This is a genomic window from Mesorhizobium sp. B2-9-1 (assembly GCF_006439455.1).
Lineage (GTDB): Bacteria > Pseudomonadota > Alphaproteobacteria > Rhizobiales > Rhizobiaceae > Mesorhizobium.
The window spans coordinates 1-21,145 of sequence record NZ_VFTP01000017.1 but is presented as its reverse complement, the minus strand read 5'-3'; the positions used below and the strand labels follow the sequence as shown (position 1 = coordinate 21,145).

Below are 21,145 nucleotides of genomic sequence, written 5' to 3'. Positions count from 1 at the left end.
AACCGTTCGGTTCGAATTGGAGATTGACATAGCGCGGAAAGAGGACCATATCAAGAGGAAATCGAACCGAGCGGTTCGAAATATTTTTCAAGGAACGACTTCCATGGTCGACACGACAGCCGATAGCGATCTGCTCGACTTACGCAAGGGCCGCCCGGCGGCCGGGCAGGATCCCGTAAAACGGGCCCAGATCATCGAGGGCGCCCGCCGCGTCTTTATAGATAAGGGTTTTGAAGCGGCCTCGATGAACGACATCACGCGCGAGGCCGGCGTCTCCAAAGGCACGATCTACGTCTATTTCGAGAACAAGGAAGAGCTGTTCGAGGCTCTGATTGAGGAAGAGCGCGGCACCATCTTCAAGAACATGTATGAGGTGCTCGACCATTTCGACGACCTGCGCAAGACGCTGGTGAAATTTGGCACCGTGCTTTCCGTCAAGATCACCTCGGCCAAGGTCATCCAGGCCCAGCGCACGGTGGTCGGGGCGTCCGACAGGATACCCGAGCTCGGCGCGCGGTTTTACGAGCGCGGCCCGAAGCGCGGCCACGACAGGGTCATGGCCTTCCTCAATGAAGCCGTCGAACGCGGCCTGCTCAAGATCGACGATGTCGACCTTGCCGCCTATCAGTTCACCGAGCTCTGTCTCGCCGGCCTGTTCCGGCAGTGCATCTTTTCCTACCGCACCAAGGCGCCGAGCCAGGCGGAGATCGAGCACATCGTGACCTCCGGTGTCGATGTCTTCCTCAAGGCCTACGGCACGGAAAAATTCCTCGCCGAGGAAAGGGCGCTGCAATCGGCCTGACCGTTCGGGCATGCGGATCCCGGAGCGCAAAGGGCGAAGCTGAAGGGGTCGCGAGGCGTCTTTGCGAAGTCCATCGGCGCGGTCTGCCTCGGCCGCGAAGACCGGCCTGAAGACCCCCCTCTCAAAATATCGATCGGCATCGTCCGGCAGGCGCTTTCGGAAGGACCTGTTAACCATCGCTTCCTATGTCTCGGGAGACGTTCAATCGGCGAGTCTCGAGTATGACATCCATGCGTTTCCCCCGTGCCACTCATCCCGGCGCCTCAGCCCACAACAGCGACGACGAACATCGCAATCCGCGGGAAACCGGGCGCCATGGCGCGGTCCCGCAAGCAGGGCAGGTCGTGCCGCTGCGAGTCCTGCCCGGGGCCGAATCGAGCGCAGCTCGTAACGCATCGTCCGAATCGGCCGGCGACGATTTCGGCCTCCCCGCCTGGCAGAACTATTTCTTCCTTGCGCCCAATGTGCGTTTCACGCGCACGCCGGACACCGACCTCGCCAGGCGGGCCGCCCCGCCGGAGGATGCGCCGGCCAAGACTACCGCGCGCGAGCCCGTACGGCCTGCGCCGCCGGCTCCGCCGCCAGCCGCTCCGGTCCGGAAAAGTTCGGCCGCTCCCGCCACGGCGCCGATGCAAACCCAGCCGGTCCGCGCACCAGCCACTGTTGCCCCAGCCGCCGTCCCGAGCTCTCCGACCGCGCCGAGCCAGGCTGCCGCTGCTGCGACGCCAAAACCGCGCCCGAGCGGACTGCGCTGGTCCTATCTTTCCGATCATGCCTTTTTCGAGTTCGGCATGCCCTTCCTGGCCGAGCGCCTGGCGCGGGCGCGTCTGACTGAGGCCGCGCAGGCGCCTGCCGTTCCGGCGAAGCCACTGATGCGGCCGATGCCGGCGCAACGTCCGGCCGCGCAACCGGTCCAGCCCCGTGCCGCCTTCCTGGGCGAAGCGACGTCATTTTACCGGGTCATCGAATGGCGCTCCAACGCGGTTGAGGCAAGTCCGATCTTGGCGCCCGTGCCGGCTCCGGCGGCCGCCCAACCGGCGCCTGCCAAGCCCATGCCGATCTCCGCCCCGGTAAGCGCAAGGAAAGCCAGGCAGGTATCATCGTTGCCCATGGCCGGCGAAGTCGTGCCGCTGCCAGAGTCCGCCGGCTACGAGCTTCCTTCGGAAGAGCTTCTGCAGATGCCGCCCGAGGGCCAAGGCTTCTACATGTCGCAGGAGCGGATGGAGCAGAATGCCGACCTGCTCGAAAGCGTGCTGGAGGATTTCGGCGTCAAGGGCGAGATCATCCATGTCCGGCCGGGGCCGGTCGTCACGCTCTACGAGTTCGAGCCGGCGCCGGGCGTGAAATCCAGCCGCGTCATCGGGCTCGCCGACGATATCGCCCGCTCCATGTCGGCCGTCTCGGCGCGTGTGGCCGTGGTGCCGGGCCGCAATGTCATCGGCATCGAGCTGCCCAACGAGACGCGGGAGACGGTCTATTTCCGCGAGCTGATCGGCTCGGCCGGCTTCCGCAACACCTCCTGCAAGCTGGCGCTCGGCCTCGGCAAGACCATCGGCGGCGAGCCGGTCATCGCCGAGCTCGCCAAGATGCCGCATCTCTTGGTGGCGGGCACCACCGGCTCCGGCAAGTCGGTCGCCATCAACACCATGATCCTGTCGCTGCTCTTCAGGATGAAACCGCAGGAATGCCGTCTCATCATGGTCGACCCCAAGATGCTGGAGCTCTCCGTCTATGACGGCATCCCGCATCTTTTGACGCCGGTCGTCACCGATCCGAAGAAGGCCGTCACGGCGCTGAAATGGGCGGTGCGCGAGATGGAAGACCGCTATCGCAAGATGGCGCGCCTCGGCGTGCGCAACATCGACGGCTACAACCAGCGCGCGGCCGGCGCCCGCGACAAAGGCGAGGTCGTGACCATGCAGGTGCAGGCCGGCTTCGAGAGAGGCACGGGCGAGCCGCTGTTCGAGGAGCGCGCGATCGACCTCGCGCCCATGCCCTATATCGTCATCATCGTCGACGAGATGGCCGACCTGATGATGGTGGCCGGCAAGGAGATCGAAGGCGCCATCCAGCGGCTGGCGCAGATGGCGCGCGCCGCCGGAATCCATCTGATCATGGCGACGCAACGCCCGTCCGTCGACGTCATCACCGGCACGATCAAGGCCAATTTCCCCACCCGCATCTCCTTCCAGGTGACGTCGAAGATCGACAGCCGCACCATCCTCGGCGAGCAGGGCGCCGAGCAGTTGCTTGGCCAGGGCGACATGCTGCACATGGCCGGCGGCGGGCGCATTTCGCGCGTGCACGGCCCCTTCGTTTCCGATGTCGAGGTCGAGCATGTCGTGGCGCATCTGAAAGCGCAGGGACGTCCCGAATATCTCGACACCGTCACCGCCGACGAGGAAGAGGAACAGGAAGCAGCCGACACCGGCCCGGTCTTCGATAAAAGCGCGATGGCCGAGGAGGATGGCGACGCGCTCTATGAGGAAGCCGTCAAAGTGGTCAAGCGCGACAAGAAGTGCTCGACCTCCTACATCCAGCGCCGCCTCGGCGTCGGCTACAACCGCGCCGCCTCATTGGTCGAGCGCATGGAAAAGGAAGGCCTGGTCGGCGCCCCCAACCATGTCGGCAAGCGCGAGATCCTCAGCGGCCGGCGCGATCGCGAGCCGGAACGCGACGAGATGGATTGAGCGAGGCGCGCCAGCGCCGGCCATATCCTCTCCCCTCGGGGGAGGCAGGCCGAGCCAAGCGGAGGCTGGGTGGGGGGGAGTGCCTACGCGGCAGGCTCGCTCAACGGCAATAACGGCGTCAGCCGCCGTTCGCCACCAAAGCGATGGCGGCACGCAGCTCGTCCAAGCCCTCGGCTTTTTCCGACGAGGTGGCCAGCACCAGTGGAAACGCCGCCGGCCGCTTCTTGATCTTGGCCAGCGTCTCCTCGACCAGCCTCGGCACGCCGGCGGCCTTGATCTTGTCGGTCTTGGTCAGCACCACCTGGTAGGACACTGCCGCCTTGTCGAGCAGGGTCAGCACTTCCTCGTCCTTGGCCTTGATGCCGTGGCGCGCGTCGATCAGCACATAGACGCGCTTCAGCGTCACGCGGCCCTGCAGATATTCGTAGATCAGCTTGGTCCACTCATCGACCTTGTCCTTCGGCGCGCTGGCATAGCCGTAGCCCGGCATGTCGACCAACGCCATCGGCGGCAGGTCGGCGCCCTCGCCGGAAAAGCCGTCGGGCACGAAATAATTGAGCTCCTGCGTGCGCCCCGGCGTGTTCGAGGTGCGCGCCAGGCCCTTGTGCCCGACCAGCGCGTTGATCAGCGACGATTTGCCGACATTGGAACGACCGGCGAAGGCGATCTCCGGCGGGCCTTCCGGCGGCAGGAACTTCATCGACGGCACGCCGCGGATGAAGACCCAGCCACGGGTGAACAGCTCCGGGCTGATCGCCGTTTCGTTCGGGGTCTTGTCGTTTGTCATTTTTTCGGGCGCGTTCAAACCGCTGCCTCCAGCCTTGAAATGTCGGCGCCGCGAATGGCGTTGAGGTTGCGGCTGATCTTGTCGACCGGCCAGTCCCACCAGGCCGCCTTGAGCAGCCGCCGCACCGTGAATTCGTCGAAGCGCATCTTCACCACCCTGGCCGCATTGCCGGCCACGATCGCATAAGGCGGCACGTCGTGCGTGACAACCGATTTCGCGGCGACAATGGCGCCGTCGCCCACCGTCACGCCCGGCATGATCACCGCATCCATGCCGATCCACACGTCATTGCGGATCGTGGTGTCGCCGCGGATCTCCTTCGACCAGGTCTGCGGGTCAAAGCCTTCCTCCCAGCCATGGCCGAAGATGTTGAACGGATAGGTCGAGAAGCCCGACATGGCGTGGTTGGCGCCGTTCATGATAAAACGCGCGCCTTCGGCGATGGCGCAGAACTTGCCGATGATCAGCTTGTCGCCGATGAAGTCGTAGTGATGCAGCACGCATTTCTCGGCGAATTTGTCGGGACCGTCGGGGTCGTCATAGTAGGTGAAGTCGCCGATCTCGATGTTGGGCGACGTCACCAATCCCTTCAGGAAGCCGACGCGCGGATGCATCGCAATCGGATGCTTGACGTTGGGATTGGGTCCGGTCATCGCGGTCCTTTGCAGGCGGGTTTGGGCGCGGTAGCCCCGCGCGATCAAACTAACGCGATCCTTCGACAGCACCAACCGTTCAATGGCTTGCCGCGACAGATCGCGAACGGATTAGCAAGGGGCAATCGCATATGAGGTTTATCGGCGAAGGCCAACACGAGGCCGAGTATGACGACGTCACGGAGGTTTTGGCCGATCTCCAACGTCAGCGCCAATAGCGCCCTCAACCCACCGCCACTTTCAGCCACAGCGCCTTTTCGCCGAGCGTCGCGACCAGCCCCGCATGCGCCGCCCGATCCGTCTCACTGAGCCGCGGCGGCAGGGCGATCGGTCGGGCGCCGATCGAGATGTCGATATCGGCGACCTCGCCGGCACCGTTCATGTGGACCGCCACGGACTCCAGCACCAGCGCCGCCTGCTTGCCGCCGATGAGCTCGATATAGACCTCGGCCAGCAATTCGGAGTCGAGCAGCGCGCCGTGCTTGGTGCGGCGGGCGTTGTCGATGCCGTAGCGCCGGCAGAGCGCGTCCAACGAGTTCGGTCCCATCGGATGCTTGCGGCGCGCCAGCGCCAGCGTGTCGACCACGCGGCCGGGATCGATGGCAGCTTGCTCGAGCCGGCTGAATTCGAGGTTGAGGAAGCCGATATCGAAAGTGGCGTTGTGGGCGATCAGCCGGGCGCCGTCGGTGAAGTCCAGCCATTCCTGCGCGATTTCGGCGAAGGTCGGCTTGCCGACCAGGTCGGCGGCGCTGATGCCGTGCACGGCCTGCGCCTCGGCATGGATCGCGCGCCCCTGCGGATTGATGAATCTGTGGAAGGTGCGGCCTGTCGGGAAGCGGTTGACCAGCTCGACGCCGCCAAGCTCGATGATGCGGTCGTCGCGCAAATCGAGGCCAGTGGTTTCCGTATCGAAGATGATCTCACGCATTCGAATCAGTTCGCTTCCCAAACGAGCAGAATCATACACCGGAACAAAATGGCAATGGGGACTGGTGACGGCTTGACGCATGGCCTGCGAAAATCGGAATCGATTTTCGGAAAAGGATCATGCGCAAAATCAAAGCGTTACAGCGTCCTTTGTGCGTCCGAACGGACGCGCGGCGCTGTAATGTCAGGAGCCGGCTTTGCCGGACTTTTCCCCTGAGAGTTCGGCGACGATCGCCTCGACCGCCTTTCGAGCGGCGTCGAAGCCGTGGCCGGTATCGATGATGAAATCGGCCTGGCGGCGCTTTTCGGCGTCGGGCACCTGCCTGGCGAGGATGGATGAAAACTTCTCCTCGCTCATGCCCGGCCTCGCAAGCACGCGCGCGCGCTGGACTTCGGGCGACGCGGTGACGACCACGACCTTGTCGACGCGGCTGCGGCCGCCGGTTTCGAACAGCAGCGGGATGTCGAGCACGGCGAGCGGCGCGGCGGCGGCGCGATGCGTTGCGAGAAACGCGTCGGCGTCCGCGCGCACCAGCGGGTGAATGATTGCCTCGAGCCGCTTCAGCGCGGCCGGATCGGCGAGCACTTTTTCGGCGAGCTTGACCCGATCGACCGCGCCCGCTTTCGTCGTGCCCGGAAAGGCCGCCTCGACCAGGGGGGCTGCCTTGCCGGAATAAAGGCGATGCACGGTCTCGTCGGAATCATGCACCGGCACGCCGGCCTCGGCGAACATTTTCGCCGTGGTGGACTTGCCCATGCCGATCGATCCGGTGAGGCCGAGCAAGATCATCAACGGCCCTCGATGTCGGCGACGATCATGCGCCGCAATTCGGGCGTCACTTCGGGTTTCCTGCCGAACCAGCGTTCGAAACCGGGCACAGCCTGATGCAGCAGCATGCCGAGACCATCGACCGTCTTCAGGCCGCGCGCCCTGGCGGCGGCAAGCAAAGGTGTTTCCAACGGCACATAGACAATGTCGGTGACGATGGCGTGGCCGGGCAAGCCTGCCGGATCGGCGGAGAGCGTCGCGTCACCATGCATGCCGAGCGAGGTGGTGTTGACGAGCAGGCCGGCATCGGCAAGCAGCTCACTGAGCGCGCCCGCGCCATGCGCCGAGACTCCGGCGCCGAAGTGGCGGCTGAGTTCCTCGGCTCTCGCGAGCGTCCGATTGGCGATTCGGATATCCTTGATGCCACGCTCTTTCAGCGCATGGATGACCGCGCGGGAAGCACCGCCGGCGCCCAGAATCACGGCCGGCCCATTGACCGCCCAGCCCGGCGCATGCTCGTCGAGATTGGCGGCGAAACCGTAGCCGTCGGTGTTGCCGCCCCACAGAAGGCCATCCTTGAACCACAACGTGTTGACCGCGCCGATTTCATCGGCCGCATGGTCGCGGCGGGCGACGCCGGCAAAGGCCGCCTCCTTGTGCGGGATGGTGACGTTGCCGCCGCGGTAGCCGTTCTCGCCGAGAGATTTGAGAAAGGCGGCGAAATCCGCCGGCGCGACATCGATCGCCTGGTAGCTGCCGTGGATGCCGTATTTCGCCAGCCAGTAGCCGTGGATCTTCGGCGAGCGCGAATGTGCGATCGGATGTCCCGTGACGAAGGCCTTTTTCTCAGCCATCGATGGCTCCCAATGCGCGCAGCTCTTTCAGCACCGGCAGCAGCGGCAGGCCGACGATGGTGAAATAGTCGCCCTCGATCTTCTCGAACAGCTGAATGCCTTCGCCTTCGATCTGATAGGCGCCGACACTGGACAGCGCCTTGGCGCCGACGCGGGCCAGGTGCCTGCCGATGAAGCCGGGGTCGAGCTCGCGCATAGTGAGGCTGGCGACGCCGACATGCCGCCACAGCACCTCGCCGTCGCGGCAAAGCACGGCGGCGCTGTTCAACTGATGCGTCTTGCCGGACAAGGCCAGGAGATGGCGGCGGGCGCCTTCCATGTCGGCGGGCTTGTGAAAGATCTCGTCGCCGAGCGACAGGGTCTGGTCGCAGCCGAGCACCAGGGCGCCAGGCTTGCGCTCGCTGACCTCGGTCGCCTTGGCCTCGGCCAGGATCGACGCGACATCCTCCGGTGAAACACCGCTGTCCTTCAGCGGAGCCTCGAGCGCGCGCTCGTCGACATTTGCCGGCACCGCCTCGATGTCGAGGCCGGCGCTGACGAGCATGGCTTTTCGGAATGGGCTGCCGGAGGCGAGGATGATCTTTTCGGGCATGATGGTTCATCCAACGGTTGCGATCCGTCCAGCACCCCTCATCCGTCTCGGCGCTATCGCGCCGATCCACCTTCTCCCACAAGGGGAGAAGGAAAGTCCAACGTCACCGCAAATCGCCGCCTAGCGGCAATCACAGGACGCTGGCGCCGCGTTCTTCCTTCTCCCCTTGTGGGAGAAGGTGGCCGAGCGAAGCTCGGTCGGATGAGGGGTGCTGGACGGAGTGCTCACTTATGTCGCTTGCCCTAGCGCGTCTTGCCCCGCAGGGCAACGATGGCGGCGGCCGTTTCCTCGATGGAGCGGCGGCTGACGTCGATCATCGGCCAGCCATGCCGCGTGCAAAGCTGGCGGGCATAGGCGAGCTCCTCGTTGATCGCGGCGCGGTCGACATAGTCGGTCGACACGAAGGCGGCGCTGCTGCCGAGGATGCGGTTTTGCCTCACATGCGAGATGCGCTCGGCCGTGGCGACCAGGCCGACGACCAAAGGCGTCTTGGCGGCGATCAGGCTTTCGGGCAGCGGCACACCGAGCACGATCGGGATATTGGCGGTCTTGATGCCGCGATTGGCGAGATAGATGCTGGTCGGCGTCTTCGAGGTTCGCGAAATGCCGATCAGCACGATGTCGGCATCGTCCATATTGGCCGGCAGCTGGCCGTCATCATGCTCCATGGTGAAGTTCAGCGCATCGATGCGGCGGAAATACTCGGCGTCGAGCACATGCTGGGCGCCGACGCGGCGACCGGCCGGCGTGCCGAGATAGGACTGGAAGACGGTCAGCACCGGTTCCAGCACCGAGACGCAAGGCAGGCCCATGGCCGCGCAGCGCTCATCGATCGAGCGCGCCAGCTTCTGGTCGACCACCGTATAGAGAATAATGCCGGGCTCCTCCTCGATGTCCTCGAAGACCTTGGCTATCTGCTTTTCCGTGCGGATCAGCGGATAGATGTGCTCGATGGCGCGCGCATCTTTGTATTGGGCGGACGCCGCGCGGCCGGCAGCCAGCAGCGTCTCGCCCGTGGCGTCGGAGATCAGATGCAGATGGAAGAAGCTCTGAGGTTTGTTCACAGGGGATGGGTCCAGGCTGTGGGCAATTGTGGACAAGGCTGGATGGGCAAGCCTTGGGCAAGGAAGCGACTGTATCAGATGGCCGCTTGTCCACAATTCGATCCGCTGTAGGCTTTGTCGCGGCGTTGGGGACAAAACCGGGGATCAAGTTTTCCTTGCCGATCTCGTCCACAGGGGGAAGTTCGGAACGGAAAGCCCAAGCTTTTGACTCCAAAGCTGGAATCCGCTTCGTCCCCAGAACCCTCCAAATTGCGAAAGCGAGTACGCGACAATATGCTGACTGGCCTTTTCGGCTCGGACGCTGGACAGGTCGCAACCATCACAACCAACAGACTCTTAGAATCAGAAGACTCTTTTAAAATAGATATTTGATTTAAGAGAAGCGGAGAGGACGAGCCTGGATGGCTGGGAAACGGATCATGCTCGACGTCCTCAAGGGCGAGCCGGTTTCACCGCCGCCGCTCTGGATGATGCGCCAGGCGGGCCGCTATCTTCCCGAATATCGCGAGACCAGGAAGCGGGCGGGATCCTTCCTCGATCTCTGCTACGATCCGGACCTTGCCGTCGAGGTGACGCTGCAGCCGATCGAACGCTTCGGCTTCGACGCCTCGATCCTGTTCTCCGACATTCTCGTCGTGCCCAATGCCCTGGGGCGCGACGTTCGCTTCGAGGAGGGCCGCGGACCGGTCCTGAAGCCGATCTCGGCGGCCGAGATTGCGGCGCTGAACGGCGACATGTTTCACGTGAATCTCGAACCGGTCTACGAGACCGTGCGCCGGCTGCGGGCGAAACTGCCCGACGAGACGACGCTGCTCGGCTTCTGCGGCGCGCCCTGGACGGTGGCGACTTATATGATCGCCGGGCATGGCACGCCCGACCAGGGCCCTGCCCGGCTATTCGCCTATCGCGAGCCCGAGGCCTTCGCGCGGCTTCTGAAGATTTTGGCCGACCATTCGGCCGCCTATCTTATCCGCCAGATCGAGGCCGGCGCCGATGCGGTGCAGATTTTCGATTCGTGGTCGGGCGTGCTGGACGAGCCGTCCTTTGAGGCCTTCTGCGTCGAGCCGGTGGCCGAGATCGTCGCCCAAGTGAAGGCGGTTTACCCCGATGTGCCGGTGATCGGCTTTCCGAAGGGTGCTGGCGAACGCTATCGCGACTACAGGAGAAAGACCGGCATTGCCGGTCTCGGTCTCGACTGGACCGTGCCGCTGTCGATGGCGAAGGAGCTGCAGCGCGACGGAGCGGTGCAAGGCAATCTCGATCCGTTGCGCCTGGTGGCCGGCGGCAAGGCGCTGGCTGACGGCGTCGAGGCAATCCTGAGGACTTTGGGTGACGGGCCGCTGATCTTCAATCTAGGCCACGGCATCACGCCGGAAACGCCGGTGGCGCATGTCGAGGCGATGGTGAAAATGGTGAGAAGCCGGCAATGAACGATGTGAGCAACGAGAACAGCGCGAGCAGCGAAAACAGCACTGGCCAGGGTATGAAGCGCATGGCGATCGGCATTGCCCTGCTCGTCGTGCTGACGGCGCTGCTCTATCTCGCGGCACCCGACAGTCTTTATCCGTGGGCCAAGGCGATCCATGTGATTGCGGTCATTTCCTGGATGGCCGGCATGCTCTATTTGCCGCGTCTCTTCGTCTACCATGTCGATGCCGAAAGGGGCTCGGTGCAGTCCGAAACCTTCAAGGTGATGGAGCGCCGGCTGCTCAGAGGGATCATCAACCCGGCGATGACCGCGACTTGGGTGTTCGGGCTTTGGCTTGCCTGGAAAGGCTTTGGATTCCAGGGCGGCTGGCTGCACGCCAAGATCGCGCTGGTGCTCATTTTGTCGGGGCTGCATGGCTATCTCGCCGGCGCGGTTAGGAAATTTGCCGAGGACAAGAACGAAAAGCCGGCGAGGCACTGGCGGATCGTCAATGAGATCCCCACATTACTGATGATCGTCATCGTCATCCTGGTCATCGTGAAGCCGTTCTGAGGCTTTCCCGGACCTGGTTCCTGCCCCGCAAAAGGCGGCTTGCTCTTTCAGTCGAGCGACGATACAAGACGGGTCTTCCTTCCCGTCATGCGCCGCCCCTTTTACTCGCTTTCGGCCGCGCCCGACATTTGTCGCATCCAGCCGATTTCCCTCTCCAAAGCCTACCCAGAGTCTATCTAATGCAAGAAATGAAACTCGCAGAGTTCAAGAACAAGAAGCCGCCAGAGCTGATCGCTTATGCCGAGACGCTCGAGGTGGAGAACGCCAGCGTCATGCGCAAGCAGGAGCTGATGTTCGCGATCCTGAAGAAGCTCGCCGCCCAGGACGTCGAGATCATCGGCGAAGGCGTGGTCGAGGTGCTGCAGGACGGTTTCGGCTTCCTGCGCTCGGCCAACGCAAACTACCTGCCAGGTCCCGACGACATCTATATCTCGCCGTCGCAAATAAGGCGCTTTTCGCTCAAGACCGGCGATACGGTCGAAGGGCCGATCCGCAGCCCGAAAGAGGGCGAGCGCTACTTCGCGCTGCTCAAGGTCAACACCATCAATTTCGACGACCCGGAGAAGATCCGGCACAAGATCCACTTCGACAATCTGACGCCGCTCTACCCGACCAAGCGGCTGAAGATGGAGATCGACAATTCGACCTCCAAGGACATCTCGCCGCGCGTGATCGACCTTGTCGCGCCGATCGGCAAGGGACAGCGCGCGCTGATCAACGCGCAGCCGCGCACCGGCAAGACGGTGCTGATGCAGAACATCGCCCATTCGATCACCGCCAACCATCCGGAATGCTATCTGATCGTGCTTCTGATCGACGAGCGTCCGGAGGAAGTGACCGACATGCAGCGCTCGGTGAAGGGCGAGGTGATCTCCTCGACCTTCGACGAGCCGGCGGCGCGCCACGTGCAGGTCGCCGAGATGGTGATCGAGAAGGCCAAGCGCCTGGTCGAACACGGCCGCGACGTCGTCATCCTGCTCGATTCGATCACGCGCCTCGGCCGCGCCTACAACACCGTGGTGCCGTCATCCGGCAAGGTGCTGACCGGCGGTGTCGACGCCAACGCGCTACAACGCCCGAAGCGCTTCTTCGGCGCCGCCCGCAACATCGAGGAAGGCGGCTCGCTGACCATCATCGCCACCGCGCTGATCGATACGGGCAGCCGCATGGACGAAGTCATCTTCGAAGAGTTCAAGGGCACCGGCAACTGCGAGATCCAGCTCGACCGCAAGGTGGCCGACAAGCGCATCTACCCGGCGATGGACATCCTCAAGTCGGGCACCCGCAAGGAAGACCTGCTTGTGCCGCGCGCGGACCTGCAGAAGATCTTCGTGCTGCGCCGCATCCTGGCGCCGATGGGCACCACCGACGCGATCGAGTTCCTCATCGACAAGCTCAAGCAGACCAAAACCAACGCGGACTTCTTCGATTCGATGAATACGTGATTGGGGCTGAGGCCCTTCCTCCTTCTCCCCTTGTGGGAGAAGGTGGATCGGCGCGCAGCGCCGAGACGGATGAGGGGTGTTCCAGCGGAATGAGACGCTGGCTTTCCCTGGAGCACCCCTCATCCGTCGCCTTCGGCGACACCTTCTCCCACAAGGGGAGAAGGGGAAAGGCGCTATCGCCGCAACAGCTTCTCCAATTCACCCGCATCCGTCACCACCGGTAGACACACCTGCCCGCTGCAGAACCAGGCGCCCGCCTTGTCCGTCGGCGGCAACGCGCCGCCCGGCAATAACGGTCGATTCGCTTCCGAACCGATCGGCGCGACGATATCGACCCGGCGCGGGTCCGGGTTCCGATTCGCAACCGGAACGAGGCTTGGTGAATCTAGCTTGTCTATAATGACGAGCTTCAGCGGCTCGAGCGCCAGGGCACAGGCGTTGACGATGCCGGCTTGGCCGTAGGCCTGCTGCGAGGCGCGGCCCATGGCATGCTCGGCGGTGGTCCACGCCTTTTCCCAGAGATCGAGGTCGCCGGTGAGCGATGACAGCCGCACCAGCGCCTCGACGATCTGGCTGGTGGCGGACGGGATTGCTTCATCCACATCGCCCCGGATGCGAATCGGAACGTCGCCGCTGTCCGACGCCGTCAGCCAGTAGCCGTTCTTTTGTACATCCAGGTGCCAGCGGTCGAGCTCGTCGATGAACTGCCGGGCGCGATCGGAATAGGCCGGATCGCCTGTCGCCTCGAACAGCGCGATCGCCGCATTGGTCATGGCGGCGTAATCGCTCGACAACGCCGGGAAAAGTCTCTTCGCGCCTAGCATGGAATGCGGGAGGCGCCCGTCCTGGCTCGGCTCGACGATATGGCCGAAGGCTTTTGCGGCGGCGTCGATCCAGTTACGCCGCCCAAGCGAGCGGCCCGCCTCGGCGAGCGCTGCGATCATCAGCCCGTTCCAGTCGGTGAGCGCCTTGCCGTCGCGGCCCGGCCTGACCCGGCCTTCGCGGACGCCCAACAGCTTTGCCTTCAGAGACGCCAATTGCGCATAGTCGGCGATGCCTTGAGCTTGCTGGGCTTCGCTCTGGCGAATGATCGGCTTGCCTTCCCAGCCATGCGGCGCGGCGAGCTCGAAATACCGGAAGAAGGTCGACGTATCGTCGCCGAGCGCGGTTTCGATCTCCGCGCGGTTCCACGTGTAGAAAAGCCCCTCCTCGCCTTCGCTGTCGGCATCGAGGCTGGCGGCGAAGGCGCCGCCCTCGACCATCATCTCGCGCAGCAGCCAGCCGACGGTTTCTTCGATTCGTACCCGGAACAAGTCGTTGCCCGTGGCCGCGTGGGCCCAGTTGCACAGGCGGATGAGCTGGGCGTTGTCGTAAAGCATCTTCTCGAAATGCGGCACCAGCCATTCGGCGTCGGTCGAGTAGCGGCTGAGACCGCCGCCGACATGATCGTAGATGCCGCCGGCGAGCATTTTTTCGAGGCTGGCGAGCACCGCGTCGCGATGCGCGGCCTCGCCGTCACGCAGCCAGGACAGCCAAAGCGTGTGCATGAAGGACGCGTTGGGGAATTTCGGCGCCCCCTTCAAGCCGCCGAGATCGCGATCGATCATGCCGTCGATGCGGGTGGCGAGGTCGGCCAGCGTGTCGCGGGCGAGCACGCCCTTGCCTGTGGCTCCGGCAAGCCGCTGCTCGACATGGGCGGTCAGCCCGTCGGCGCTTTCGGCGAGGCTCTGCTGCTTCTCGCGCCAGGCCTTGTCGACCGCTTCCAGCACCTGGATGAAGCCGGGCCTTCCGTAACGCGCCTCGTGCGGGAAATAGGTGCCGCCCCAGAAAGGCTTGCCGTCGGGAGTCAGAAACATGGTGAGCGGCCAGCCGCCCTGCTCGCCCATGGCATGGAGCGCGGCCATATAGATCTGGTCGATGTCGGGCCGCTCCTCGCGATCGACCTTGATATTCACGTAGAGCCGGTTCATGACGGCGGCCACGGCGTCGTTCTCAAAACTTTCGTGGGCCATGACATGGCACCAGTGGCAGGCGGCGTAGCCGATGGAGAGCAGGATCGGCCGCCCGAGCTGCTTCGCTTCGGCAAGGGCCGCAGGCGACCAGCCGCGCCAATGGACAGGATTGCCGCTGTGCTGCTGCAGATAGGGGCTGGCCTCTTCGGCAAGCAGGTTTCGCGCGGGTAAGGTCACGATGGGCGGCTCATTTTTGGGTCTGATGCATCAACGTTGGAGCATGATGCCGAAAAGTGTGAAGCGGCCTTCGGCCGTGCTCTCTCTTTCAATCTAGGCGGTTCGACAGGTCCGGCAAATGATTTCCCCAATGGCTTCGAAGGATTCGATCGTTGCGCTGTCGAGCGGCCGCTTGCCGGCGGGCATCGCCGTCATCCGAGTTTCCGGCCCCCAGACTCGATTCGTTGTCGAAACGATTGCGGGGTCTATTAAGGATCGGTTTACCACGTTGCGGACCCTCAGGGCGGCGGACGGGTCGATCATCGACTACGGGCTTGTCCTGTTCTTTCCAGGTCCCGGCAGTTTCACCGGCGAGGACGTCGCTGAATTCCAAGTCCATGGCAGCCGCGCCGTCGCAGCCAAGATGCTGGAGACGATCACGCAGTTCGATGGGGTGCGGCATGCCGAGCCCGGAGAATTCACCCGGCGCGCCTTTCTCAACGGCAAGCTCGACCTGGTCGAGACCGAGGCGCTCGCCGATCTGGTCAATGCCGAGACGGAGGCGCAGCGCCGCTTTGCCTTGCGCAATGCGGATGGCGCGCAGAGCGAGCTTTATTCGAGCTGGCGCCGCCGACTGATCCATGCGCGAGCCATGATCGAGGCCGAGATCGATTTCGCCGACGAAGAGGACGTGCCGGGCTCCGTTTCGGAGGCGGTTTGGTCCGACGTCGCTACGATGATCGTCGAAATCGAACGGCATGTCGAAGGGTTCAAGGCCGCGGAGATCATCCGCGACGGTTTCGAAGTCGTGATCCTGGGTGCGCCGAATGCCGGCAAGTCCAGCCTGTTCAACGCGCTGGCCAGGCGCGAAGCAGCGATCGTCACCGACGAACCCGGCACGACGCGCGATCTGCTCGAAGTCGTCATGGACCTTAACGGACTGAAAGTGCGCATTGTCGATACGGCCGGGCTGCGCGACGCCGCGGGCAAGGTCGAATCGATCGGCATCGAGCGCGCCATGGCCAAAGCCGGCAAGACTGACCTGATCCTGTTGCTGGAGGACATCGTCGATCCGGTTCCCGTCGGCGAGGTCGCGAGCGGCGCTCCGCTGCTGCGGATCGGGACCAAGTCGGATATCGCGAGAGCCGGCACCGGCGACTATGATTTGGTGATCTCTTCCAGGGACGGCACCGGCCTCGGCGCGCTTCTCGACGAGATCGGAGAACGCGCCGCCAAGGCAGCCGGCGACGCGAGCGAAGTCCTCCCGTCAAGGTTGCGCCATGTCGAATTGCTGAAGGAGACGACGGGCTTCCTGCGAGCGGCGCTGGCCGGACACAGCCAGGAATTGCGGGCCGAGGATCTGCGATTGGCGGCGGACCGGCTCGGCCGGATCACCGGCGCGGTCGATGTCGAGGATCTGCTCGACATCATCTTTTCGCAGTTCTGCATTGGCAAATGATTCACGTGAAACATAGCGCCACCTTTTGCGGCAGTGACTCACGTGAAACATTAATATCATGTACCGGATCGATGTTTCACGTGAAACGAGTCCTGCCCTGCGTGTCTTGGTGTCATCCTCGGGCTTGTCCCGAGGATCTACCGGCCCCCTGAACTGGTCACGCTGTATCCGCGTGCGACGGCGGATCCTCGGGGCAAGCCCGAGGATGACGGTCTTGTGTTGGCCGTCGCCGATTAACCCATATGCGATTGTCCCAGGCTTACCCGAGGATGACGGCGTTGCGTCGGCCTATTGCGACCGTCCGACTTGACAGCGGGACAGAGCAGGGACATCTGTCAACCCAATCTCTGAAAGCGGATTCTTGGAAAATGACCAATCACTATGATGTGGTGGTGGTGGGCGGCGGCCATGCCGGGTGCGAGGCGGCGAGTGCTGCCGCGCGCGCCGGCGCCAGGACCGCGCTGGTGACGCTGCGTTTTGAGACGATCGGCGTCATGTCGTGCAATCCTGCGATCGGCGGTCTCGGCAAGGGGCATCTCGTGCGCGAGATCGACGCCATGGACGGGCTGATGGGCCGCATCGCCGACGCCGCCGGCATCCAGTTTCGCCTGCTCAACCGCCGCAAGGGGCCGGCCGTGCGCGGTCCGCGCACCCAGGCCGACCGCAAGCTCTACCGGCTTGCCATGCAGGCCGCGATCCGCGGGCAGGCCAATCTCGACGTGGTCGAGGGCGAGGTTCTCGATCTCGAGATCGAAGACGGCCGCGTCGCGGCCGTGCTGATCTCGGGCGATCGGCGCTTGGCCTGCGGTGCCGTCGTGCTGACCACCGGCACGTTCCTGCGCGGTTTGATCCATATCGGCGAAAGGAAGATCGTCGCCGGCCGCATGAACGAGCAGGCAAGCCACGGCCTGTCGGCGACTATGGCACGTGCGGGTTTCAAGCTCGGGCGCCTGAAGACCGGCACGCCCCCTCGCCTCGACGGCCGCGCCATCGACTGGGCGTCGCTGGAGGCCCAAGCGGCCGACGAGGATCCGGTGCCGTTCTCGCTGATGACGGACAAAATCGCCAATCCGCAGATCCATTGCGGCATCACACGCACCATGCCGGCAACGCATGAGCTGATCCGCGCCAATCTCGGACGTTCGGCGATGTATTCCGGCTCGATCGAAGGCATCGGGCCGCGCTACTGTCCGTCGATCGAGGACAAGATCGTCAAGTTCGGCGACCGCGAGGGCCATCAGATATTCCTCGAGCCCGAAGGCCTCGACGACGACACCGTCTATCCGAACGGCATCTCGACCTCGTTGCCCGAGGACGTGCAGCTCGACATGCTGAAGACGATTCCGGGGCTGGAGAAGGCGACGATGCTGCAGCCCGGCTACGCCATCGAATACGACCATGTCGATCCGCGCGAGCTGAAGACGACGCTGGAGACGAAGCGAATCGCCGGCCTGTTCCTGGCCGGGCAGATCAACGGCACGACCGGTTATGAAGAGGCCGGCGCGCAAGGCCTGCTCGCCGGCATCAACGCCGCGCGGGCGGCAACTGGCGATGAGCCGTTCGTGCTCAGTCGCACCGAGGCCTATATCGGCGTGATGATCGATGACCTGACCACCCGGGGTATCGCGGAGCCCTATCGCATGTTCACCTCGCGCGCGGAGTTCCGGTTGTCGCTGCGCGCCGACAACGCCGACGAGCGGCTGACGCCGCTGGCGGAAAAACTCGGCATCGCGTCATCGGAGCGGCTGCAGCGTTTTGGCGCGATGGCGCAGAAGCTCGACAAGGCCCGCGCGCTGGCAAAGTCCGTGACGCTTACGCCGAATGAAGCGGCGCGGCACGGGCTGGAGATCAACAAGGACGGCGTGCGCCGCTCGGCCTATGCGCTTTTGGCGCATCCGGGCGTCGACATGGCCTGGCTGACAAGGGTCGAGCCGCGCCTTGCCGAACTGGACACCAAGACGGCCGAGCGGCTCGAAACGGAGGCGAAATATTCTGTTTACCTCGATCGCCAGCAGGCCGACGCCGCGCAAATCAGGCATGAGGAATCGCGGCTCATCCCCGAGGCGCTTGATTTCACGGACGTTCCGGGACTTTCAAACGAGCTGAAGCAGAAGATGAAGGCGCGCCAGCCGCGTTCGATCGCCGATGCGCAGCGCATGGAAGGCATGACGCCCGCCGCGCTTGCCATCATTGTCGCGCATGTCCGCAACGCCGAGTTCGCGGCGCGAAGGGACGTGGCGTGAGCGCGGATGCCTGGGCCGACCTGCAAAAGGCGGCGGGTCCGGTTTCACGTGAAACATTCGAGCGGCTGCAGGCCTTCGAACAGCTGTTCCTGAAATGGAACCGCAGCATCAATCTGGCGGCGCCGTCGACGCTGGACGATGTCTGGCGCCGCCATATCCTGGACAGCGCCCAGCTTGCGCGAATCGCGCCTACCGCGACACGCTGGGTCGATCTCGGCTCGGGCGGCGGTTTTCCCGGCCTGGTGCTGGCTTTCCTGTTGGCGGAGCGCCCCGGCGCATCGATCGCCCTGGTCGAAAGCAACCGCAAAAAGGCGTCGTTCCTGCAATCCGTCATCGGCCAGTTCGGTTTGCCGGCGCGCGTCGTGGCCAGGCGCATCGATGATAGCTATGCGCTTGTTTCCACACCGGAAATCGTCACGGCCAGGGCGCTGGCGGCGCTTCCGGACCTGCTCGACCTCTCGGCGACCTGGTTGACCAAGCGCGCACGCGCGCTCTTTCACAAAGGCCGGGATTACCGCGCCGAGGTGGAAGAAAGCACTCACCGCTGGGGCTTCGATCTGGTAGAACATTCGAGCATGACCGACGCCGAAGGCGTCATCCTCGACATCACCGACTTGCGCCCAGCGAAACAGCAATGAATTACTGGCATAAATCCATGAAAACCGGACCGCGTATCATCACTGTCGCCAACCAGAAAGGCGGGGTCGGCAAGACGACGACGGCCATCAACCTGGCCACGGCTCTGGCCGCGATCGGCGAGCGCGTGCTGATCGTCGACCTCGACCCGCAGGGCAATGCCAGCACCGGCCTCGGCATCGACCGCAAGGATCGCACGGTCTCGTCCTATGACGTGCTGACCGGCGAGCTCGAGCTGGAGCGGGCGGCAGTGCCGACGGCCGTGCCTGGCCTCTCCATCATACCCTCGACGCTGGACCTTCTCGGCATCGAGATGGAAATCGCCTCGGCGCCCGACCGTGTACTCAAGTTGCGCAATGCGCTGCGCGCCGCCTCCGAGCGTTCGGCCCCGTTCGGCTACGTGCTGATCGACTGTCCACCCTCGCTCAATCTTTTGACTTTGAATTCAATGGCGGCGGCCGATTCCGTTCTCGTGCCGCTGCAATGCGAGTTCTTCGCGCTGGAGGGTCTCAGCCAGTTGCTGGAGACCGTCGAGCAGGTGCGCAACACCATCAATCCGGACCTCACCATCCAGGGTATCGTGCTGACCATGTATGACGGGCGCAACAACCTCGCCAACCAGGTGGTGCAGGATGTGCGCACCCATATGGGCGACAAGGTCTATGAGACGATCATCCCACGCAACGTCCGCGTGTCGGAGGCGCCGTCCTACGGCAAGCCGGCGATCCTCTACGACCTGAAGTGCTCGGGCAGCCAGGCCTATCTGCAGCTCGCCTCCGAGGTGATCCGCCGCGAGCGCAAGCTTCGCGCCGCTTGAGCTACATCATCGCACGGCTTGGTTAATTAGCCGATTCGATTCCGAAACGATCTGGACAAACTCATGAGCGAAGACCAATCGAGAAAAAGACTGGGCCGTGGCCTCGCGGCGCTGATCGGCGAGATCGACCGTCCGGCGGCGCCCGAAAAGCCCGGCGCGGCGGTGCCGGCCGACGGCAAGGTGCCGATCGAGTTCGTCAGCCCGAACCCGAAGAATCCGCGTCGGCATTTCGGCGATGCCGAGCTAACCGATCTGGCCCAGTCGATCCGCGAGCACGGCGTGGTGCAGCCGGTCGTGGCGCGCCCCTCGCCCTCGCAGCCCGGCCGCTACGAGATCATCGCCGGCGAGCGGCGCTGGCGGGCGGCGCAGCGCGCCGGCCTGACCGAGATCCCGATCATCGTGCGCGACGTCAACGACCGCACCGCGCTGGAACTGGCGATCATCGAGAACGTCCAGCGCGCCGACCTCAATCCGGTCGAGGAGGCGCAAGGCTACCAGCAGCTCATCGACGAGCATGGCTACACGCAGGCCGATCTCGGCCAGGTGATCGGCAAGAGCCGCAGCCATGTCGCCAACACGCTGAGGCTGTTGAAGCTGCCCAACGTCATTCACGACATGCTGGTCGACGGCGATTTGTCGGCCGGCCACGCCCGAACGCTGGTCACCGCCGAAGACCCGGCCGGGCTCGCCAAGCGCATCGTCAAGGAAGGGCTTTCGGTGCGCCAGGCCGAAGCGCTGGCGCAAATGCCCGCCGGCCCGACGCCGGCCAAGACCAAGACCTCGGCCGGCACTCCGGACAAGGACCCCGACACGCTGGCGCTCGAGAAGCTGATGACCGACACGATCGGCATGATCGTCAGCATCGAGCACAAGGGCAAGGGCGGCACGCTCAAGGTCAATTATCGCTCGCTGGAACAGCTCGACGAGCTCTGCCGGCGGCTGAAGGACGAGCGGTAGGCGACTGCGGCGCCATGGTATTTGGCGGTAGCTGAGGTTTTAGCTCAAGGCTGGATACGCCTGATATATCGGTGATAGATAACGAAGGGCTGGCGATGCGCCGGCCCTTTTTGTTGGCGGTGCTGAAATGGCGAAGGCGGCGGCAAGGGCAGAGCGGGCCGTGAAGGAGCGCCGTTCCCTCTATCGTCATCCTGGGGTCTGCGCGCGTCGCTTCGCTCCTTGCTCGCCCTAGAATGATGGGTGGACGGCCCCTTGCGGCATCGAATGTGCCAAACTGGCCGTGTTGAAACCCCAGCGGAGG

Annotated in this window: 19 protein-coding genes; 10 read left to right on the top strand and 9 right to left on the bottom strand. The window is 64.0% G+C overall.

Annotated features, from left to right (window positions below; genetic code table 11):
* The first annotated feature begins 103 nt into the window (after nt 1-103).
* Nucleotides 104-802, top strand: a complete 699-nt coding sequence (locus FJW05_RS22675; protein WP_140635835.1) for a TetR/AcrR family transcriptional regulator — start codon at nt 104-106, stop codon at nt 800-802.
* Nucleotides 803-1,754: 952 nt separating this feature from the next.
* Here the strand turns inward: FJW05_RS22675 and FJW05_RS27820 are convergent.
* Complete coding sequence (locus tag FJW05_RS27820; RefSeq protein ID WP_246673604.1) at nt 1,755-1,913, bottom strand: hypothetical protein; 159 nt, start codon at nt 1,911-1,913, stop codon at nt 1,755-1,757.
* On the opposite strand from FJW05_RS27820, the gene FJW05_RS27815 reads away from it, so the two are divergent.
* Nucleotides 1,912-3,492 carry a DNA translocase FtsK gene (locus FJW05_RS27815; protein WP_246673603.1) on the top strand — a complete coding sequence of 527 codons (1,581 nt, stop codon included), beginning with the start codon at nt 1,912-1,914 and terminating at the stop codon, nt 3,490-3,492. The genes FJW05_RS27820 and FJW05_RS27815 overlap by 2 nt on opposite strands.
* A gap of 118 nt (nt 3,493-3,610) precedes the next feature.
* Here FJW05_RS27815 and yihA read toward each other — a convergent pair whose 3' ends face one another.
* The 7 genes from yihA to FJW05_RS22635 form a co-directional block, all read right to left on the bottom strand.
* Nucleotides 3,611-4,279, bottom strand: a complete 669-nt coding sequence (gene yihA / locus FJW05_RS22665; RefSeq protein ID WP_140545564.1) for a ribosome biogenesis GTP-binding protein YihA/YsxC — start codon at nt 4,277-4,279, stop codon at nt 3,611-3,613.
* 14 nt (nt 4,280-4,293) lie between these two features.
* Complete coding sequence (locus FJW05_RS22660) at nt 4,294-4,932, bottom strand: CatB-related O-acetyltransferase (protein WP_140635831.1); 639 nt, start codon at nt 4,930-4,932, stop codon at nt 4,294-4,296.
* Nucleotides 4,933-5,155: 223 nt separating this feature from the next.
* Complete coding sequence (dnaQ, locus tag FJW05_RS22655) at nt 5,156-5,860, bottom strand: DNA polymerase III subunit epsilon (protein ID WP_140635829.1); 705 nt, start codon at nt 5,858-5,860, stop codon at nt 5,156-5,158.
* 183 nt (nt 5,861-6,043) lie between these two features.
* Nucleotides 6,044-6,649, bottom strand: a complete 606-nt coding sequence (gene coaE, locus FJW05_RS22650) for a dephospho-CoA kinase (protein ID WP_140635827.1) — start codon at nt 6,647-6,649, stop codon at nt 6,044-6,046.
* Nucleotides 6,649-7,482, bottom strand: coding sequence for a shikimate dehydrogenase (locus tag FJW05_RS22645; RefSeq protein WP_140635825.1), 834 nt, complete (start codon nt 7,480-7,482; stop codon nt 6,649-6,651). Before FJW05_RS22645 ends, coaE begins: the two co-directional genes overlap by 1 nt.
* Entirely contained in the window at nt 7,475-8,074 is a 600-nt protein-coding gene (locus FJW05_RS22640; RefSeq protein ID WP_140635823.1) for a Maf-like protein, read from the bottom strand. Before FJW05_RS22640 ends, FJW05_RS22645 begins: the two co-directional genes overlap by 8 nt.
* 242 nt (nt 8,075-8,316) lie before the next feature.
* Complete coding sequence (locus FJW05_RS22635) at nt 8,317-9,138, bottom strand: pyruvate, water dikinase regulatory protein (protein WP_140635822.1); 822 nt, start codon at nt 9,136-9,138, stop codon at nt 8,317-8,319.
* A 401-nt stretch (nt 9,139-9,539) separates the two neighbouring features.
* Between FJW05_RS22635 and hemE the strand changes: the two genes are divergently transcribed.
* The 3 genes from hemE (at nt 9,540) to rho (ending at nt 12,564) form a co-directional block, all read left to right on the top strand.
* Nucleotides 9,540-10,568: a uroporphyrinogen decarboxylase gene (gene hemE, locus FJW05_RS22630; RefSeq protein WP_140635820.1), complete on the top strand. Its 1,029-nt coding sequence runs from the start codon at nt 9,540-9,542 to the stop codon at nt 10,566-10,568.
* A complete protein-coding gene (hemJ, locus tag FJW05_RS22625; RefSeq protein ID WP_140635818.1) occupies nt 10,565-11,119 on the top strand; it encodes a protoporphyrinogen oxidase HemJ in 555 nt (184 codons plus the stop codon). The genes hemE and hemJ overlap by 4 nt, the downstream gene beginning before the upstream one ends.
* Nucleotides 11,120-11,298: 179 nt before the next feature.
* Nucleotides 11,299-12,564 carry a transcription termination factor Rho gene (gene rho, locus FJW05_RS22620; RefSeq protein WP_095769513.1) on the top strand — a complete coding sequence of 422 codons (1,266 nt, stop codon included), beginning with the start codon at nt 11,299-11,301 and terminating at the stop codon, nt 12,562-12,564.
* 173 nt (nt 12,565-12,737) lie between these two features.
* Here rho and FJW05_RS22610 read toward each other — a convergent pair whose 3' ends face one another.
* Entirely contained in the window at nt 12,738-14,753 is a 2,016-nt protein-coding gene (locus FJW05_RS22610; protein WP_140635814.1) for a thioredoxin domain-containing protein, read from the bottom strand.
* A gap of 130 nt (nt 14,754-14,883) precedes the next feature.
* Here FJW05_RS22610 and mnmE point away from each other — a divergent pair, with 130 nt between their 5' ends.
* The 5 genes from mnmE to FJW05_RS22585 all read left to right on the top strand — a co-directional run bounded on the left by mnmE (nt 14,884) and on the right by FJW05_RS22585 (nt 20,844).
* A complete protein-coding gene (mnmE, locus tag FJW05_RS22605; RefSeq protein WP_140635812.1) occupies nt 14,884-16,191 on the top strand; it encodes a tRNA uridine-5-carboxymethylaminomethyl(34) synthesis GTPase MnmE in 1,308 nt (435 codons plus the stop codon).
* Nucleotides 16,192-16,559: 368 nt separating this feature from the next.
* Nucleotides 16,560-18,434: a tRNA uridine-5-carboxymethylaminomethyl(34) synthesis enzyme MnmG gene (gene mnmG / locus FJW05_RS22600; protein WP_140635810.1), complete on the top strand. Its 1,875-nt coding sequence runs from the start codon at nt 16,560-16,562 to the stop codon at nt 18,432-18,434.
* Complete coding sequence (gene rsmG / locus FJW05_RS22595; RefSeq protein ID WP_140635808.1) at nt 18,431-19,072, top strand: 16S rRNA (guanine(527)-N(7))-methyltransferase RsmG; 642 nt, start codon at nt 18,431-18,433, stop codon at nt 19,070-19,072. Before mnmG ends, rsmG begins: the two co-directional genes overlap by 4 nt.
* Nucleotides 19,073-19,089: 17 nt before the next feature.
* Entirely contained in the window at nt 19,090-19,887 is a 798-nt protein-coding gene (locus FJW05_RS22590; protein WP_140635806.1) for a ParA family protein, read from the top strand.
* 63 nt (nt 19,888-19,950) lie between these two features.
* On the top strand, nt 19,951-20,844 hold the full coding sequence (locus FJW05_RS22585) for a ParB/RepB/Spo0J family partition protein (RefSeq protein ID WP_140546245.1): 894 nt from the start codon (nt 19,951-19,953) through the stop codon (nt 20,842-20,844).
* Nucleotides 20,845-21,145: the final 301 nt, after the last annotated feature.

What these genes read in the sequence shown, in the direction of transcription:
- FJW05_RS22675 (WP_140635835.1), top strand. Translation starts at nt 104, where the DNA reads ATGGTCGACACGACAGCCGATAGCGATCTGCTCGACTTACGCAAGGGC.
- FJW05_RS27815 (WP_246673603.1), top strand. Translation starts at nt 1,912, where the DNA reads ATGGCCGGCGAAGTCGTGCCGCTGCCAGAGTCCGCCGGCTACGAGCTT.
- FJW05_RS27820 (WP_246673604.1), bottom strand. Translation starts at nt 1,913, where the DNA reads ATGGGCAACGATGATACCTGCCTGGCTTTCCTTGCGCTTACCGGGGCG.
- yihA (WP_140545564.1), bottom strand. Translation starts at nt 4,279, where the DNA reads ATGACAAACGACAAGACCCCGAACGAAACGGCGATCAGCCCGGAGCTG.
- FJW05_RS22660 (WP_140635831.1), bottom strand. Translation starts at nt 4,932, where the DNA reads ATGACCGGACCCAATCCCAACGTCAAGCATCCGATTGCGATGCATCCG.
- dnaQ (WP_140635829.1), bottom strand. Translation starts at nt 5,860, where the DNA reads ATGCGTGAGATCATCTTCGATACGGAAACCACTGGCCTCGATTTGCGC.
- coaE (WP_140635827.1), bottom strand. Translation starts at nt 6,649, where the DNA reads ATGATCTTGCTCGGCCTCACCGGATCGATCGGCATGGGCAAGTCCACC.
- FJW05_RS22645 (WP_140635825.1), bottom strand. Translation starts at nt 7,482, where the DNA reads ATGGCTGAGAAAAAGGCCTTCGTCACGGGACATCCGATCGCACATTCG.
- FJW05_RS22640 (WP_140635823.1), bottom strand. Translation starts at nt 8,074, where the DNA reads ATGCCCGAAAAGATCATCCTCGCCTCCGGCAGCCCATTCCGAAAAGCC.
- hemE (WP_140635820.1), top strand. Translation starts at nt 9,540, where the DNA reads ATGGCTGGGAAACGGATCATGCTCGACGTCCTCAAGGGCGAGCCGGTT.
- hemJ (WP_140635818.1), top strand. Translation starts at nt 10,565, where the DNA reads ATGAACGATGTGAGCAACGAGAACAGCGCGAGCAGCGAAAACAGCACT.
- rho (WP_095769513.1), top strand. Translation starts at nt 11,299, where the DNA reads ATGCAAGAAATGAAACTCGCAGAGTTCAAGAACAAGAAGCCGCCAGAG.
- mnmE (WP_140635812.1), top strand. Translation starts at nt 14,884, where the DNA reads ATGGCTTCGAAGGATTCGATCGTTGCGCTGTCGAGCGGCCGCTTGCCG.
- mnmG (WP_140635810.1), top strand. Translation starts at nt 16,560, where the DNA reads ATGACCAATCACTATGATGTGGTGGTGGTGGGCGGCGGCCATGCCGGG.
- FJW05_RS22590 (WP_140635806.1), top strand. Translation starts at nt 19,090, where the DNA reads ATGAAAACCGGACCGCGTATCATCACTGTCGCCAACCAGAAAGGCGGG.
- FJW05_RS22585 (WP_140546245.1), top strand. Translation starts at nt 19,951, where the DNA reads ATGAGCGAAGACCAATCGAGAAAAAGACTGGGCCGTGGCCTCGCGGCG.